Below are 13,288 nucleotides of genomic sequence, written 5' to 3' on the forward strand. Positions count from 1 at the left end.
CGGCAAAACTTGCGAAAGCTTCGAAGCCGGTTTTACAATAGTAGAACAAGGTCAATGCTTACGAAGAGGGTTTTGCTTAGCAAAACTTTGAGGAGGTAATTCACATGAAGGTAAGACCTTCGGTCAAGCCGATTTGCGAAAAATGCAAAGTCATTCGCCGCAAAGGGAATGTTATGGTTATCTGTGAAAATCCGAAACACAAACAAAAACAAGGTTAAAGAAGGGGGTGTAGCGTAAAATGGCACGTATAGCTGGTGTGGATTTGCCACGTGATAAGCGCGTTGAGATCGCCTTGACTTATATTTTCGGAATCGGTAAAACGACTTCCCAGAAAATTCTGAGCACAACAGGCATCAATCCGGACACTCGTGTTCGTGATTTGACGGAAGATGAAGTCAGCAAATTGCGTGAAAGTATCGATAAAGAGGTCAAAGTAGAAGGTGACCTGCGTCGAGAAATCTCTTTGAATATTAAACGTTTGACGGAGATCGGTTGTTACCGTGGAGTTCGTCATCGTCGTGGTCTGCCTGTTCGTGGACAACGTACGAAAACGAATGCTCGTACTCGTAAAGGTCCTCGTCGTACAGTAGCGAACAAGAAGAAATAATAAGGGGGGATAAGAGAAAATGGCTAAACCGAAAAAAGTCGTACGTACTAAACGTCGTGACCGTAAGAATATTGAATCTGGCGTGGCGCATATCCGTTCCACTTTCAATAACACTATCGTTACTATTACGGATCCTCACGGAAATGCAATTTCGTGGGCAAGCTCCGGCGGCCTCGGATTCAGAGGTTCCCGTAAATCGACTCCGTTTGCTGCACAAATGGCTGCTGAGACTGCTGCCAAAGCTGCAATGGAACATGGGATGAAAGCCGTTGAGGTTATGGTTAAAGGACCAGGCGCAGGCCGTGAAGCAGCGATCCGCTCTTTGCAAGCTGCTGGTCTTGAAGTTAACCTGATCAAAGACGTAACTCCAGTCCCGCATAACGGATGCCGTCCTCCAAAACGTCGTCGTGTCTAATGAGATTTGCCCCTGCGTGTGGTATATTTCCGGCACAATCTGCTAATAATGGTTGTTTAGGCATACTACTACATGTTTTCGCAAGAGAAGGTAAATGTTTCATAGAGGACCGACGTTTTGAAGGAGGGGTATTGCAGTGATTGAAATCGAAAAGCCGAAAATTGAGACGGTAGACGTCAACGATGATGGCACCTATGGGAAATTCGTAGTAGAACCGCTTGAGCGCGGATACGGTACGACGCTTGGAAACTCGCTTCGCCGAATCTTGCTCTCGTCACTGCCGGGTGCGGCAGTGTCTTCGGTTCAAATCGATGGCGTTCTGCATGAATTTGCTACAGTTCCTGGCGTAATGGAAGATGTAACGGAGGTTATTCTTAACCTGAAAGCTTTGTCGCTTAAGATTCATTCAGACGAGGAGAAAGTGCTCGAGATTGATGCTGAAGGCGAAGGAGCAATTACGGCTGGAGATATCCGTGCTGACTCCGATGTGGAAATCCTTAATCCGGATTTGCACATTGCTACGCTCGGACCAGGTTCGAGACTTCACATGCGTATTTTTGCCAATCGCGGTCGCGGCTACGTCCAGGCAGATCGGAATAAACGCGATGACCAGCCGATCGGCGTCATCCCAGTCGATTCCATCTTCACCCCGATCAGTCGCGTTAACTACGCTGTGGAAAATACGCGTGTCGGTCAAGTGACCAACTATGACAAGCTCACGTTGGAAGTTTGGACTGATGGAAGTATTCGTCCTGAAGAGGCTGTAAGCCTCGGCGCTAAAATTTTGACTGAGCATTTGATGCTCTTCGTGGGTCTTACAGACGAAGCGAAAGATGCAGAGATCATGGTCGAAAAAGAAGAAGACAAAAAAGAAAAAGTACTCGAAATGACGATCGAAGAGCTGGATCTCTCTGTTCGTTCCTACAACTGCCTCAAACGTGCCGGTATTAATACCGTGCAAGAGCTGACTACGAAAACGGAAGAAGACATGATGAAAGTCCGTAACCTCGGACGCAAGTCTTTGGAAGAAGTTCAAGAGAAGCTTGAGGAACTTGGTTTGGGACTCCGTACAGAAGAATAGACAGCCGAGTGCTTGAAGTGAAGGAGGGAAAACAATGGCATACCAAAAGTTGGGCCGTAATTCCAGCGCACGTAAAGCTTTGTTCCGTGACCTGGTAACCGACCTGTTCTTATACGAACGCATTCAGACAACTGAAGCGAAAGCAAAAGAGGTTCGCTCTATTGCTGAAAAACTGATCACTAAAGCGAAAAAGGGAGATCTTCATGCCCGTCGCCAAGTGGCAGCTTATGTTCGCCGCGAAACTATCGATGGTGAGCAAGATGCAATCCAAAAACTGTTTAGCGAATTGTCCGGTCGTTACGCTGAGCGTCCAGGTGGATACACTCGTATCTTGAAACTGGGACCTCGTCGTGGTGACGCAGCGCCAATGGTTTACTTGGAACTGGTAGACCGCGCGTAAAACAGATGAGATGAGGAAAGGGGACAGAATCAACGATTCTGGATTAACCCTTTTTTTCTCTTCATTTCGGAATTCGTGCTGTAATAGAAGCTCCGTAAGGGGCTTCTTTTGCTGTTCGGGATAGGGATATGTATAGTATGGAACAAAGGTGTGGTATTAATGCGGAACTTATGTATGACGTTAACTTATGATGGCACTGCCTATTACGGCTTCCAAGTACAGCCGGGTGGGAATACCATTCAGGATTATCTTGAAGATGCGATTCGTGCTTTAACCGGTGAGAAGGTTAAAATTACAGGTTCAGGCCGAACAGATGCAGGTGTTCACGCTCGCAGACAGATCTTCAATTTTCCTACGGAGTCCCAGATCCCGATTGAACGTTGGTGTATTGCGCTCAACTCCAGACTACCATCCGATATTGTCGTTATTGATGCGATTGAAGTTTCAGCTGATTTTCATTCTCGCTATGCAGCGAAAAAGAAAACGTATCGTTATACAGTCAATGCGAATCAATTTCCGGATGTATTCAACAGAAGACTGCAATATCATCATCATGCGAAGCTTGATATTATGGCAATGCAGGAGGGCTTACGACATTTCATAGGGACGTATGATTTTACCTCTTTTGCTTCACGCAAGTCTCAGAAAGAGAATCATGTCCGTTCGGTATACGAAGCATGGATGGAAGTGGACCGATCAATGTGCAGAGACCATCCGCGCGATCAGGGTGTCATTCACATTTATGTGAGTGGTAACGGCTTTTTGCAGCATATGGTTCGTATCATTGTAGGGACACTGCTGGAGATCGGAGAGGGCAAACGGAAAGCCTCTGATGTACCAAATATGATTGCTGCATGTAATCGATCTGCTGCAGGACCTACTGCAGTTAGCTGCGGTTTAATGCTCTGGGATCTTGAATACAAAAAAGATTAAATTTGGTGAGTGAAAAGCTTAATTAACACTTGCGATTTAACCGCCTATCATGTAATATAAAAGTTGTGTTTTCTTAATGGCTTTCCCACAGCCCCAATTAAGAGGTTCACATCAAATTTACAATCCATCAACACCTAAAGTTATAACTTAACGAACGAAGATAAATGAAAATGATGATTTTGAACATTTTAAGGAGGAACTTTTCATGCGTACTACGTACATGGCGAAGCCTAACGAAGTTGAGCGCCAATGGCACATCATTGATGCTGAAGGCAAAACCCTCGGACGTTTGGCGAGCGAAGCAGCAGCTTTGATTCGCGGCAAACACAAGCCACAATTCACTCCACATGTGGACACTGGCGATTTCGTTGTTATCATCAATGCTGAGAAAATCGTATTGACTGGTAAGAAAATGCAAGGTAAAAAATACTACCGTCACTCCATGCACCCAGGTGGTTTGAAAGTAACTACAGCTGAAGAGATGGTTAAAAACAAACCTGAGCGTATGTTGGAATTGGCTGTTCGCGGTATGCTTCCTAAAACTCGCATGGGCGAGAAAATGAAGTTGAGACTTAAAGCGTACAGAGGCACTGAGCATCCACATGCAGCACAAAAACCAGAAGTTTACGAACTTCGCGGTTAATTAAAAGGAGGACAGTTTCATGGCACAAGTACAATACTATGGGACAGGTCGTCGTAAACATTCGGTAGCACGTGTTCGCCTTGTACCGGGTGAAGGACGCATTGTCATCAATAAACGTGATATTAATGAATACTTCGGTTTGGAAACACTCAAACTGATCGTAAAACAACCACTGAACTTGACAGAAACGCTCAACAATTATGACGTTCTTGTTATTGCTCATGGTGGCGGAATCTCCGGTCAAGCCGGCGCAATCCGTCATGGTATCTCCCGCGCTCTGCTCAAAGCAGATCCGGAATACCGTGCATCCCTTAAAAAAGCAGGATTCCTGACTCGTGACCCACGTATGAAAGAGCGTAAAAAATACGGTCTTAAAGCGGCTCGTCGCGCACCTCAGTTCTCCAAACGTTAATATTAAAAGCCTTTGGCCTCGGTCAAAGGCTTTTTTATATATTCATGACTATTACGCAATATAGTATTTTAGTTTGTGCGATAACTCTCTTATCTCAGATGTCTCTCCTCATGTTTGTTCTTTTTTCCTTCATTGCCTTTTTTAAGCCCTCATAATGTCCCTCAGTACAGTCCTATAATATGTACGTTAATACATCTCATCTTACTGAACCTCTCCAATCGTTTTAGCTCATTGGATTTGTTCTTATGCTCTTACCCATCGCTCACCACACATTTTATAACAAATCCTTATAAAATCATCTGTTAGAACTCACTCCTGATTTCTTGAATGCACTTTGCTTACTGTTTTTGCACTTAATTCTTTATTGCAAACCTTATCAGTATTTCTTATGGAAACGATAAAAGTCCCTTACATATCAACAGCTAAAATTCGTAATGCTGCTCCCATTAAATCTTCTGCTTTTCGTCCTTCACTTTCAATCGACCAGTGATTTTTGGATACTCTTCTTGGCGACAAGAACTGTCCAAACCCAGCGGCAGCAACGGATTCCTTGGCTAAGATATGTATTTTTACCTTCCTAATGACCTGGGCCAACATCATTGTTTTTATCTCATTAACAGAGGAATGGATAAATTGAACCAAAATATTGTGTGAGAGCGACGATGAAAAATGATCAAAAACTGATTTATTTTACCATATGGCAGGCATTGACATCCCCAATGAAAGATTTATACTAAACATAATTCATATTAGATTAGTCGGCTTTAGGATGTATTGAATTGCAGAATGGGGGAAATTCACAGATGAACTTGTTGGAGAAAGAAGAATTGGCACGGACGAAGGCAGAGGAACTGGAACATGCTAGTCCGGAGGATATTATTCGGTATGCTATTGAAACATTCCCAAATATCACTTTTGCATGTAGCTTTGGTGCAGAAGATGTTGTACTTGTAGATATGTTGCAGAAGATTAGCCCATCCACAGATATTTTTTATCTGGATACAGATTTTCACTTTAAAGAAACATACGAAACACGTGATAAGATGCAGGAGAACTACAACCTTGAATTTGTACGCGTGTCACCTAAGATTACTCCGGAAGAGCAGGCAGCTCAACACGGTGAAGAGTTGTGGAAGTCTGATCCCAATGGGTGCTGTAACATTCGCAAAGTCGAACCGTTAACACGTATTCTTTCTCAGTATGATGCATGGATTACAGGAATCCGTAGAGATCAAGCACCAACTCGTGCAAACTCAAAGAAGGTTGAATATGATTCCAAATTTGGCCTGATGAAATTTAATCCGATTGCGCACTGGACGACTGAGGATGTATGGCAATATATTCGTGACAATAACGTTGTATATAACCCTCTTCATGATCAGAACTACCCAAGTATTGGTTGTGAGCATTGCACACGTCAGGTTATGCCTGGTGAGGACCCTCGTGCTGGACGCTGGTCTGGTAATGATAAAACGGAATGTGGTCTTCATAAATAATAGATATACAAGGAGCTGACAAGATGACATCGATTCTGCCTCATGGAGGTACGCTGGTTCAGCGTATCGTACAAGGAGAAGAACGGGAGCAGTTGTTGCAAGACAGTAAAAACTTATCCTCTTTGCTTATTAATACCTGGACGATATCAGATTTGGATCTGATTGGTGTAGGTGCTTTCTCACCACTTCAAGGTTTCTTGAATGAGGAAGATTACCTTTCGGTGGTGTCTCGCATGCGTCTCGCCGATGGAACAGTCTGGAGTATACCAATCACACTTGCTGTTGACGATAAACAAGCCGCATCCCTCCAGATTGGTGAACGTGTGAAACTTGTTGGTGATCAAGATGGAGTCACTTATGGACTGCTCGAAGTCCAAAGTATATACCAGGTGGATCAGGGTGAAGAAGCTCGGCGTGTATTCAAAACAGATGATCCCGAGCACCCGGGTGTTAAAAAACTGTTGGAGCGTCCTGCAACATACGTAGGAGGTCCAATCCAAGTGTTGAACCGTCCAAAACCTACGAAATTCGAAGAATTCTATTATGATCCTGCAGATACCCGGAAGATTTTTCAGGAGAAGGGTTGGAAGACGGTAGTTGGTTTTCAAACACGTAATCCGGTCCATCGGGCACATGAGTACATCCAGAAGAGCGCTATGGAGATTGTAGACGCACTCTTCCTTAATCCGCTTGTTGGAGAGACGAAGTCGGACGATGTTCCCGCAGATGTTCGGATGAAGAGTTATCTGGTATTACTGGAGAACTATTACCCGGCTGATCGTGCGTTTCTTGGTGTGTTCCCCGCAGCCATGCGGTATGCCGGTCCACGTGAAGCTATTTTTCATGCGATGGTTCGCAAAAATTACGGGTGTACCCACTTTATTGTTGGTCGTGACCATGCGGGTGTTGGTGATTATTATGGAACATATGAAGCACAGGAGATCTTTACTAACTTTACAGCAGAGGAACTGGGGATCACTCCGTTGTTCTTCGAACATAGTTTCTTCTGTACCAAATGTGGAAACATGGCATCCAGCAAAACTTGCCCACATGATAAAGAACATCATATGGCGCTTTCCGGCACCAAAGTACGCGGGTTGCTCCGTGACGGCCAGTGCCCTCCACCTGAATTTACACGTCCTGAGGTAGCTGAGGTGCTGATTGAAGGAATGGCGGAGCAAGTCCGGTCCTAGCGGTATATTTGTCCATCTTGTCCCATATAGATGATTAGAGTCATTTATAGGGACGAGGTGGTTTTTTTATGCGTAAAAATATGGGGAAACACTTTGTAGTCTGGGTTAGGCTAAAAACAATCAAAAGGGTCATGCTGAGTCTCTGTCTGCTGGCCATGTTAGTGGCGGTAATGTCCTATGAACTGCCGTCCGCTAAGACTTCAGGTTATTGGAGTTTGCCGATGGCGGGTAAAGTCATTGCCATTGATGCAGGACACGGAGGTCCAGATGGGGGAGCGGTAAGTAAACAGGGGGTTATTGAAAAAGATATCAATCTGTCTATCGCCCTGTATGTGAGAGATTATTTGCAACAGGCAGGGGCCTTAGTAGTGATGACACGAGAAATAGACACTGATTTGGCGGAATCGGACACCAAGGGGTACTCCAAACGCAAGACGGAAGATCTGAAACAAAGAGTACGGCGGATAGAGGATAAGCAAGCAGATCTCTTTATTAGCATTCACATGAACAGTGTCCCTTCCAACCGATGGAGTGGAGCGCAGGTTTTCTATACAACTAACCATCCGGATAACGAAGGTTTGGCTAATCTGCTTCAACAAGAGATGGTTCGTAATCTGGAGAATACAGATCGAATCGCCAAAACGGTGAATACGGTTTATCTGTTACAGGCTCTGAAGATCCCTTCAGCGCTGGTAGAAGTGGGTTTCCTTTCTCATCCGGAAGAGGCACGTATGCTTGCCGACGAAGCTTATCAGCGCAAGGTAGCTGCTTCAATCTATAATGGAATTCTCAGATATTCTTCAGGAGAACGGCCTAAAAGTTAGTCAGAACAAGAAAGGTAATGATATAATTGGATCAGCATACCTAATTACATGCCAATAGATAAAGCTGAGGTGCTGTCTGATGTTATCAAAAGAACAGATACTTGAACTATTACAGCCATTACAAGAACCGCAATTGGGAGTAAGTCTGACCGAACTGGAATGGGTTCGAGATATTATGGTGAAAGAAAATCATGTGGCTCTGACCATAGTGACACTGGAAAATCGACCTGAGGATACAACAGCCTTGAGTGATGCAGCGCGTAATCTATTGTCCCAGCACGGACTGAAGGATGTACATATTCGTGTGCGTGCAGCTTCTGAGCATGATCGTGAGAGCCTGAATATGGGACAACCCGATGATGAGCCAGATCGGGACGAAGTGCTCGTAAAAGGTCACGCAGCGGGTTTAGATGGACATGAGTTGTTAAGTCCAGAGTCGGGTGTTCGTTTTATTGCTGTGGCCAGTGGTAAAGGTGGCGTTGGTAAATCAACGGTAACCGTTAATCTCGCTGCAGCATTGGCACGTCAAGGCAAGAAAGTGGGCTTGATTGATGCGGATATCTATGGTTTCAGTGTACCCGACATGATGGGGATTGAAGAATATCCGGTCGTTGAAGATGGCGTTATTCAACCGGTTGAACGTTTTGGCGTCAAAGTCATGTCGATGGGCTTCTTTATTCGGGAGAATAATCCGGTAATCTGGCGTGGACCCATGCTAGGTCGGATGCTGCGTCAATTCTTTACGGATGTCCAGTGGGGCGAATTGGATTATATATTACTGGATTTGCCGCCAGGTACGGGAGATGTTGCTTTGGATGTGCATCAGATGTTGCCACAGAGCAAGGAAATCATCGTTACCACTCCGCATGCAACAGCAGCTTTTGTCGCAGCACGTGCGGGTGCGATGGCCATTCAGACCGATCATGAGTTACTTGGTGTGGTTGAGAACATGGCTTACTATGAGTGTGGCAGTTGCGGAGAGAAGGATTATGTCTTTGGTCGTGGAGGCGGGGGAAGACTTGCGGAAAGTCTGCATACAAGCTTGCTTGCCCAGATTCCTTTAGGCACGCCGGATAATCATCCTTCCGAGCCTGATTTCTCACCTTCGGTTTACAAAGCAGATTCCCGTATAGGGGCTATCTACGATGAGGTTGCCCGCTCCATTGAATCCAAATTCTAATGGTATGAGTGTTATAAATACAAATAAAGCCTGCGTCCATTCGGATGCAGGCTTTTCAGTTTCTGTAATATACCAACATCTACTGTTTATGAACCTCCACCGCCGCCAGAATCTCCACTTCCACCATCTCCGCCATCACTACCACCTTCGCCCTGACCGTCTTGCTGTCCGCCTTGCTCTTCCCCTTGTTTTCCGCCACTTTCCACTTTCGGTTGCAATTCGTCCTGTACTACCTTCTTGAGCAAAGTGAGTACTTCCATGCGGAACAACGGGTTTTGCATTACTTCCTGCATGACAGTCATCGTCTGTTTACGATAATCCGGAGTCTTCGTCATATCCATGAACATCTTGGATACCTCAGGTGACTTCATGATGTCTTCAACAGACTTTTGATATGTGGGATCTTTAATCAATTGCATATGAAGCTGTTTACTTTGTGCGTTGATCACTTTGGCAAATTCACCCGCAAACTGCGGATCGGTCATGATCTTTTCGAATTCCTTTTTGTATTCGGGAGCTGTAATGGTATCTTTTACTGCAATACGTATTTGTTCCGAAGATTGCACAGGCATTAACATTTTCATACCAATGGATCCCGAAGCGCCACCCGAACCGCCGCCTTCTTCAGAACCGCTGCTTCCGCTGGATGAGCTTTGACCTGTAAGAGCTTCCTCCACCGCTTTCTTGCCTTCGTCACTTTTCAAAATATCTACAACCATTGTTTTCATCTCTTTATAACTGCCCTGAGGAGGCGAAGAACTCTGATCTGAACCGCAGCCGGCAAGCATGACGGATAGCCCCAGTACGACACAGCATAGCTGCCACAAAGGCCGTTTCATGTGTACAATCCCTCCTTGATTAGATACTGGATGTAGTATGTGATGGGAAAGGGGGAAATATGTTGAGCAATGATGGTTTTTTGCTGAGAAGGTTGGTAAAATAAACACTCGGGGGTGGAAAACTTTTGAATTTACGTAAATGGTTTTTCCTGTTTTGGACAGCCTTGCTTATTGGGGCCGCGGGAGCATTGGGTACAGGATTGATTATGATGCTGGTGAACGGGGAGAAAACAAATGGATTGAATGATTTTCTTCTGTATCTTTTGATCCTATTTGGATCAGGGGTTATGATCAGCGTGTATTCGCAAATGGGTTTCTTTGCATATCTGATATTGAATTATATGGGTAAAGGTGTATTTCCAAAGCGCGGTTGGCAGATCGTGCAGATTGTACTAACGGTGTTAGCCCTGCTTGACGTGATGTTTTTACGTCTGTTTGTTGGGGGAGACCGGGAGCGCATATCGGATATTGTGTTAGGTATCATTATTTTGGCAGCTGCAATTGTTACCGCTTACGTTAAAGTAAAGCTGACTCATATCTCCGCGCTTGTACCCACACTCTTTTTCATGATTGCCGTCACCATAGTGGAGACGATCGGCGTATTACGTATTGATGTGAATGCTGCAACCATATTTATTGTGGTTCCCTTGCTCTTATGTAATGCATACCAAATGTTGATATTGCACAGGCTGGTGGATGTATCTACGAACCGGAGTGTAAGTGGAAAGGCAGAACAGTTGAAAGAAAGCCGAGCATAGAATTCATTTTGCATAAAAAAACATACCAAAAAGAGCTAACCTGGTTAGCTCTTTTCAACTTTTACACTCGTATTTGAGCTGTAGCCCAAGCAATCTACCAATTATTGACCGCTGGCTTGATCACGAACTTCCTTACCTTCTACACTGGAATGGTTAAGCAACTCAGACACGGTTACGAATTCATAGCCCTGGTTTTTTAATTTGTCGATAATGACAGGGAGTGCCTCATGCGTTTGTTTAGAAGAATCGCTTGCATGCAGCAGTACGATGTCCCCTGGATGTGCCTTGCTTACTACGCGATCAACAATCGTCTGTACACCCGGGTTTTTCCAATCCAAGGAGTCGGTATCCCACTGCACAACCTGATAATTCAGACTATTGGCTACCTGAAGCACACGCTTGTCAAAGTCCCCGTTGGGCAGACGTATTAATTTCGGTTCTTTTCCCGTTAAATCGGTTAAAATGCTATGAGCTGTCGAAATTTCTTTGCGTATTTCTTCTTCGGTCAGGCTGCTGTAGTTTTCATGTCTGTGACCATGGCTGCCAATTTCATATCCTGCCTCTTTGATGGCAGTAACAATTTCGGGGTGTGTCTTGCTCCAGGGGGAGGAAAGGAAAAAGGTTGCCTTCTGCACTTTATTCTCCCGAAGAACTTTCAGAATCGGCTCTGTCCGTTTATCTCCCCAGCTAATGTCAAAGGTAAGTGCGATTACCTTCTTCTCGGTTGGAACGCTGTAGACGGCTGATGGTGCTTCCTCCGAGAATACGGAGACATTGCCACTCTCCAGATAAATAATACCGATCGCAAAGATGGCAGCAACGAGGACAATCAGGTACCGTTTAATCTTTTTGCCGCTAAATACATAGAACGAGTTCATTTCAATAAGCGCCCCTCTCCCATAAGAAATGCTTGTTTACTCTCCAATGTATGCTCGTACTCCCCAGTTATTCGTAACGGAACCTTGTTTGTCCATCATTTTAGATTCTACAGGAGGTTATTATGTTAAAATTCAGTACATTTCTTAGAGATCTTGGTTCCATCCGCAGTGCATTAATCTGGTCCGTAGTTTTATTTGCTGTTGGTATAGGGGCAGGATGGGTGAGTACAGGGCCACTGGAAGAACTATTATTGAACCAAATCGGAGGATTACGTGAAGTCAGTGAACGGCTGGAGCAGGGGGGCAATGTGCAATGGAACTTCTTCCTGTTTATCTTTTTCAATAATGCCATCAAAAGTGTACTTGTCATCTATGCCGGTATATTCTTCGGAATTCTGCCTCTCATCTTCCTGCTGATCAATGGGATGGTCCTTGGATTTGTGGTGCACACCACGATGAATTTTGGAGCAAGCTTCTATGATATTGTGGTTAAAGGTTTACTTCCGCATGGCATTATTGAGATTCCGGTCATTATTATTGCTTGCGCCTTCGGACTGAAGTTTGGTGGACTGGTTATCAAAAGCCTTACACAACTTGGAAGTGACAAGCGAAATACGATGGGTACCCGGTGGAGAGCATTCATGAATAGGACGTTAACGGCATCCTTCTGGGTTGTCATCTTGCTTCTTGTTGCAGCAATCATCGAAAGTACACTTACGTATACCCTGGTGAGAGGATAAAATTTTGTGCTGGTTGGCATTCATAAATTTTCAGAAAGTTGACCATAACAATAAAACGGGTTCCAGCAGCACCCACAAAAGCGAATGCACGGGGTGTTGCATGAAACTTGTGTAAGTGTGATAAAGAGGCTATGCACAAAAAGGAGAACTCTAATGCTGGGTATGTTGTTTAACGAGAAGGAATGCAAGGAACTAGACTATGTGCTGCGTAAAGAATTAGATGAAATGCTGTTCGATCTGAGTGATAATCGTCTTGACCAAGAGATCAAATATGCTATCGCGAGCCGATATAAGACTGTGTTCCGCATGTATGCACGCTTTGCCCCGCCAAAAGAGTTGTCCAAGTATGCAAGAGGTGGGAAGCTGAAAAAGTCGAAGCCATAATGCTGAAGCTGGTCATATATTCGATTTACAGTAGTGGAAGTGAGGTGCGGCTCTTAATAGCGAGTGCTGTACCTCTGAACCATGAGAATGTGAAATTGTTAAGGGTTCATACTTTTTGTCGAAAAAGGGTTGACCTTTCTAATTTCATATGGTAAATTAATTTTCGTTCCTTTTTTAGGAGCGGTTCACCGAAACAAGCATGAAAATAAAGCGATTGAAAATAATCGAAAAAATAATGCTTGCAAAGAGAACTTCAACATGATATATTATAAAAGTCGCCGCTGAAACGACGACAACATGAAAAACAGCACTAAATTGAATGTTTGATCTTTGAAAACTGAACAACGAGTGAGTAAACATTCTGCTTGCAGAATGAACGCAAAAGTTTGAAACAAGCCTTGGCTTGAATCTCAACTGGAGCACAAATGAGATTTTTAATCTCGTCAGATTCAAAATGAGCTTATCGCTCTTTTCAATACTTTATTGGAGAGTTTGATCCTGGCTC

At 44.4% G+C, this 13,288-nt stretch carries 18 protein-coding genes; 15 read left to right on the forward strand and 3 right to left on the reverse strand.

What is annotated here, in order from left to right:
• Nucleotides 1-104 precede the first annotated feature (104 nt).
• From rpmJ to rpsI, 8 genes are all read left to right on the forward strand, one after another.
• Nucleotides 105-218, forward strand: coding sequence for a 50S ribosomal protein L36 (gene rpmJ / locus J2X75_RS29580; protein WP_003333770.1), 114 nt, complete (start codon nt 105-107; stop codon nt 216-218).
• A 20-nt stretch (nt 219-238) separates the two neighbouring features.
• Nucleotides 239-607, forward strand: coding sequence for a 30S ribosomal protein S13 (rpsM, locus tag J2X75_RS29585; protein WP_062329455.1), 369 nt, complete (start codon nt 239-241; stop codon nt 605-607).
• A gap of 19 nt (nt 608-626) precedes the next feature.
• The gene (gene rpsK / locus J2X75_RS29590) at nt 627-1,022 is read left to right on the forward strand and encodes a 30S ribosomal protein S11 (protein WP_017692100.1); all 396 of its coding nucleotides are present in this window, start codon (nt 627-629) and stop codon (nt 1,020-1,022) included.
• A gap of 136 nt (nt 1,023-1,158) precedes the next feature.
• Nucleotides 1,159-2,103 (forward strand): DNA-directed RNA polymerase subunit alpha, encoded by a 945-nt coding sequence (locus J2X75_RS29595; protein WP_017692101.1) that lies wholly within the window; start codon nt 1,159-1,161, stop codon nt 2,101-2,103.
• Between the two features lie 34 nt (nt 2,104-2,137).
• On the forward strand, nt 2,138-2,503 hold the full coding sequence (gene rplQ, locus J2X75_RS29600; protein WP_017692102.1) for a 50S ribosomal protein L17: 366 nt from the start codon (nt 2,138-2,140) through the stop codon (nt 2,501-2,503).
• Nucleotides 2,504-2,662: 159 nt separating this feature from the next.
• The gene (gene truA, locus J2X75_RS29605; protein ID WP_307541926.1) at nt 2,663-3,436 is read left to right on the forward strand and encodes a tRNA pseudouridine(38-40) synthase TruA; all 774 of its coding nucleotides are present in this window, start codon (nt 2,663-2,665) and stop codon (nt 3,434-3,436) included.
• A gap of 205 nt (nt 3,437-3,641) precedes the next feature.
• Nucleotides 3,642-4,079 carry a 50S ribosomal protein L13 gene (gene rplM, locus J2X75_RS29610; RefSeq protein WP_024633564.1) on the forward strand — a complete coding sequence of 146 codons (438 nt, stop codon included), beginning with the start codon at nt 3,642-3,644 and terminating at the stop codon, nt 4,077-4,079.
• Between the two features lie 19 nt (nt 4,080-4,098).
• Nucleotides 4,099-4,491 carry a 30S ribosomal protein S9 gene (rpsI, locus tag J2X75_RS29615; protein ID WP_017692105.1) on the forward strand — a complete coding sequence of 131 codons (393 nt, stop codon included), beginning with the start codon at nt 4,099-4,101 and terminating at the stop codon, nt 4,489-4,491.
• 408 nt (nt 4,492-4,899) lie between these two features.
• Here the strand turns inward: rpsI and J2X75_RS29620 are convergent, their stop codons facing one another.
• Nucleotides 4,900-5,091, reverse strand: coding sequence for a hypothetical protein (locus J2X75_RS29620; protein ID WP_310343125.1), 192 nt, complete (start codon nt 5,089-5,091; stop codon nt 4,900-4,902).
• 203 nt (nt 5,092-5,294) lie between these two features.
• On the opposite strand from J2X75_RS29620, the gene J2X75_RS29625 reads away from it, so the two are divergent.
• The 4 genes from J2X75_RS29625 to J2X75_RS29640 all read left to right on the forward strand — a co-directional run bounded on the left by J2X75_RS29625 (nt 5,295) and on the right by J2X75_RS29640 (nt 9,184).
• The gene (locus J2X75_RS29625) at nt 5,295-5,987 is read left to right on the forward strand and encodes a phosphoadenylyl-sulfate reductase (protein WP_124118836.1); all 693 of its coding nucleotides are present in this window, start codon (nt 5,295-5,297) and stop codon (nt 5,985-5,987) included.
• A 23-nt stretch (nt 5,988-6,010) separates the two neighbouring features.
• Nucleotides 6,011-7,180: a sulfate adenylyltransferase gene (gene sat / locus J2X75_RS29630; protein ID WP_310343130.1), complete on the forward strand. Its 1,170-nt coding sequence runs from the start codon at nt 6,011-6,013 to the stop codon at nt 7,178-7,180.
• A 68-nt stretch (nt 7,181-7,248) separates the two neighbouring features.
• Entirely contained in the window at nt 7,249-8,004 is a 756-nt protein-coding gene (gene cwlD / locus J2X75_RS29635) for an N-acetylmuramoyl-L-alanine amidase CwlD (RefSeq protein WP_105602464.1), read from the forward strand.
• A gap of 79 nt (nt 8,005-8,083) precedes the next feature.
• Nucleotides 8,084-9,184 (forward strand): Mrp/NBP35 family ATP-binding protein, encoded by a 1,101-nt coding sequence (locus J2X75_RS29640; protein WP_272907843.1) that lies wholly within the window; start codon nt 8,084-8,086, stop codon nt 9,182-9,184.
• An 86-nt stretch (nt 9,185-9,270) separates the two neighbouring features.
• Here J2X75_RS29640 and gerD read toward each other — a convergent pair whose 3' ends face one another.
• Entirely contained in the window at nt 9,271-10,023 is a 753-nt protein-coding gene (gene gerD, locus J2X75_RS29645) for a spore germination lipoprotein GerD (RefSeq protein WP_124118833.1), read from the reverse strand.
• 125 nt (nt 10,024-10,148) lie between these two features.
• Between gerD and J2X75_RS29650 the strand changes: the two genes are divergently transcribed.
• On the forward strand, nt 10,149-10,781 hold the full coding sequence (locus J2X75_RS29650; protein WP_036607218.1) for a KinB-signaling pathway activation protein: 633 nt from the start codon (nt 10,149-10,151) through the stop codon (nt 10,779-10,781).
• Between the two features lie 101 nt (nt 10,782-10,882).
• Here J2X75_RS29650 and pdaB read toward each other — a convergent pair whose 3' ends face one another.
• On the reverse strand, nt 10,883-11,659 hold the full coding sequence (gene pdaB, locus J2X75_RS29655; protein WP_310343136.1) for a polysaccharide deacetylase family sporulation protein PdaB: 777 nt from the start codon (nt 11,657-11,659) through the stop codon (nt 10,883-10,885).
• A 122-nt stretch (nt 11,660-11,781) separates the two neighbouring features.
• Between pdaB and J2X75_RS29660 the strand changes: the two genes are divergently transcribed.
• Together J2X75_RS29660 and J2X75_RS29665 are read left to right on the forward strand one after the other, a co-directional pair.
• Nucleotides 11,782-12,399, forward strand: coding sequence for a stage II sporulation protein M (locus tag J2X75_RS29660; protein WP_310343138.1), 618 nt, complete (start codon nt 11,782-11,784; stop codon nt 12,397-12,399).
• Nucleotides 12,400-12,552: 153 nt separating this feature from the next.
• Nucleotides 12,553-12,783 carry a hypothetical protein gene (locus tag J2X75_RS29665; RefSeq protein WP_017692114.1) on the forward strand — a complete coding sequence of 77 codons (231 nt, stop codon included), beginning with the start codon at nt 12,553-12,555 and terminating at the stop codon, nt 12,781-12,783.
• Nucleotides 12,784-13,288: the final 505 nt, after the last annotated feature.

It is taken from the genome of Paenibacillus sp. 2003 (assembly GCF_031455635.1).
Taxonomy (GTDB): Bacteria; Bacillota; Bacilli; order Paenibacillales; family Paenibacillaceae; genus Paenibacillus; species Paenibacillus amylolyticus_B.

What these genes read in the sequence shown, in the direction of transcription:
- pdaB (WP_310343136.1), bottom strand. Translation starts at nt 11,659, where the DNA reads ATGAACTCGTTCTATGTATTTAGCGGCAAAAAGATTAAACGGTACCTG.
- J2X75_RS29625 (WP_124118836.1), top strand. Translation starts at nt 5,295, where the DNA reads ATGAACTTGTTGGAGAAAGAAGAATTGGCACGGACGAAGGCAGAGGAA.
- rplQ (WP_017692102.1), top strand. Translation starts at nt 2,138, where the DNA reads ATGGCATACCAAAAGTTGGGCCGTAATTCCAGCGCACGTAAAGCTTTG.
- rpsI (WP_017692105.1), top strand. Translation starts at nt 4,099, where the DNA reads ATGGCACAAGTACAATACTATGGGACAGGTCGTCGTAAACATTCGGTA.
- J2X75_RS29665 (WP_017692114.1), top strand. Translation starts at nt 12,553, where the DNA reads ATGCTGGGTATGTTGTTTAACGAGAAGGAATGCAAGGAACTAGACTAT.
- truA (WP_307541926.1), top strand. Translation starts at nt 2,663, where the DNA reads ATGCGGAACTTATGTATGACGTTAACTTATGATGGCACTGCCTATTAC.
- cwlD (WP_105602464.1), top strand. Translation starts at nt 7,249, where the DNA reads ATGCGTAAAAATATGGGGAAACACTTTGTAGTCTGGGTTAGGCTAAAA.
- sat (WP_310343130.1), top strand. Translation starts at nt 6,011, where the DNA reads ATGACATCGATTCTGCCTCATGGAGGTACGCTGGTTCAGCGTATCGTA.
- rpsK (WP_017692100.1), top strand. Translation starts at nt 627, where the DNA reads ATGGCTAAACCGAAAAAAGTCGTACGTACTAAACGTCGTGACCGTAAG.
- J2X75_RS29660 (WP_310343138.1), top strand. Translation starts at nt 11,782, where the DNA reads ATGTTAAAATTCAGTACATTTCTTAGAGATCTTGGTTCCATCCGCAGT.
- gerD (WP_124118833.1), bottom strand. Translation starts at nt 10,023, where the DNA reads ATGAAACGGCCTTTGTGGCAGCTATGCTGTGTCGTACTGGGGCTATCC.
- J2X75_RS29620 (WP_310343125.1), bottom strand. Translation starts at nt 5,091, where the DNA reads ATGATGTTGGCCCAGGTCATTAGGAAGGTAAAAATACATATCTTAGCC.
- J2X75_RS29640 (WP_272907843.1), top strand. Translation starts at nt 8,084, where the DNA reads ATGTTATCAAAAGAACAGATACTTGAACTATTACAGCCATTACAAGAA.
- rpmJ (WP_003333770.1), top strand. Translation starts at nt 105, where the DNA reads ATGAAGGTAAGACCTTCGGTCAAGCCGATTTGCGAAAAATGCAAAGTC.
- rpsM (WP_062329455.1), top strand. Translation starts at nt 239, where the DNA reads ATGGCACGTATAGCTGGTGTGGATTTGCCACGTGATAAGCGCGTTGAG.
- rplM (WP_024633564.1), top strand. Translation starts at nt 3,642, where the DNA reads ATGCGTACTACGTACATGGCGAAGCCTAACGAAGTTGAGCGCCAATGG.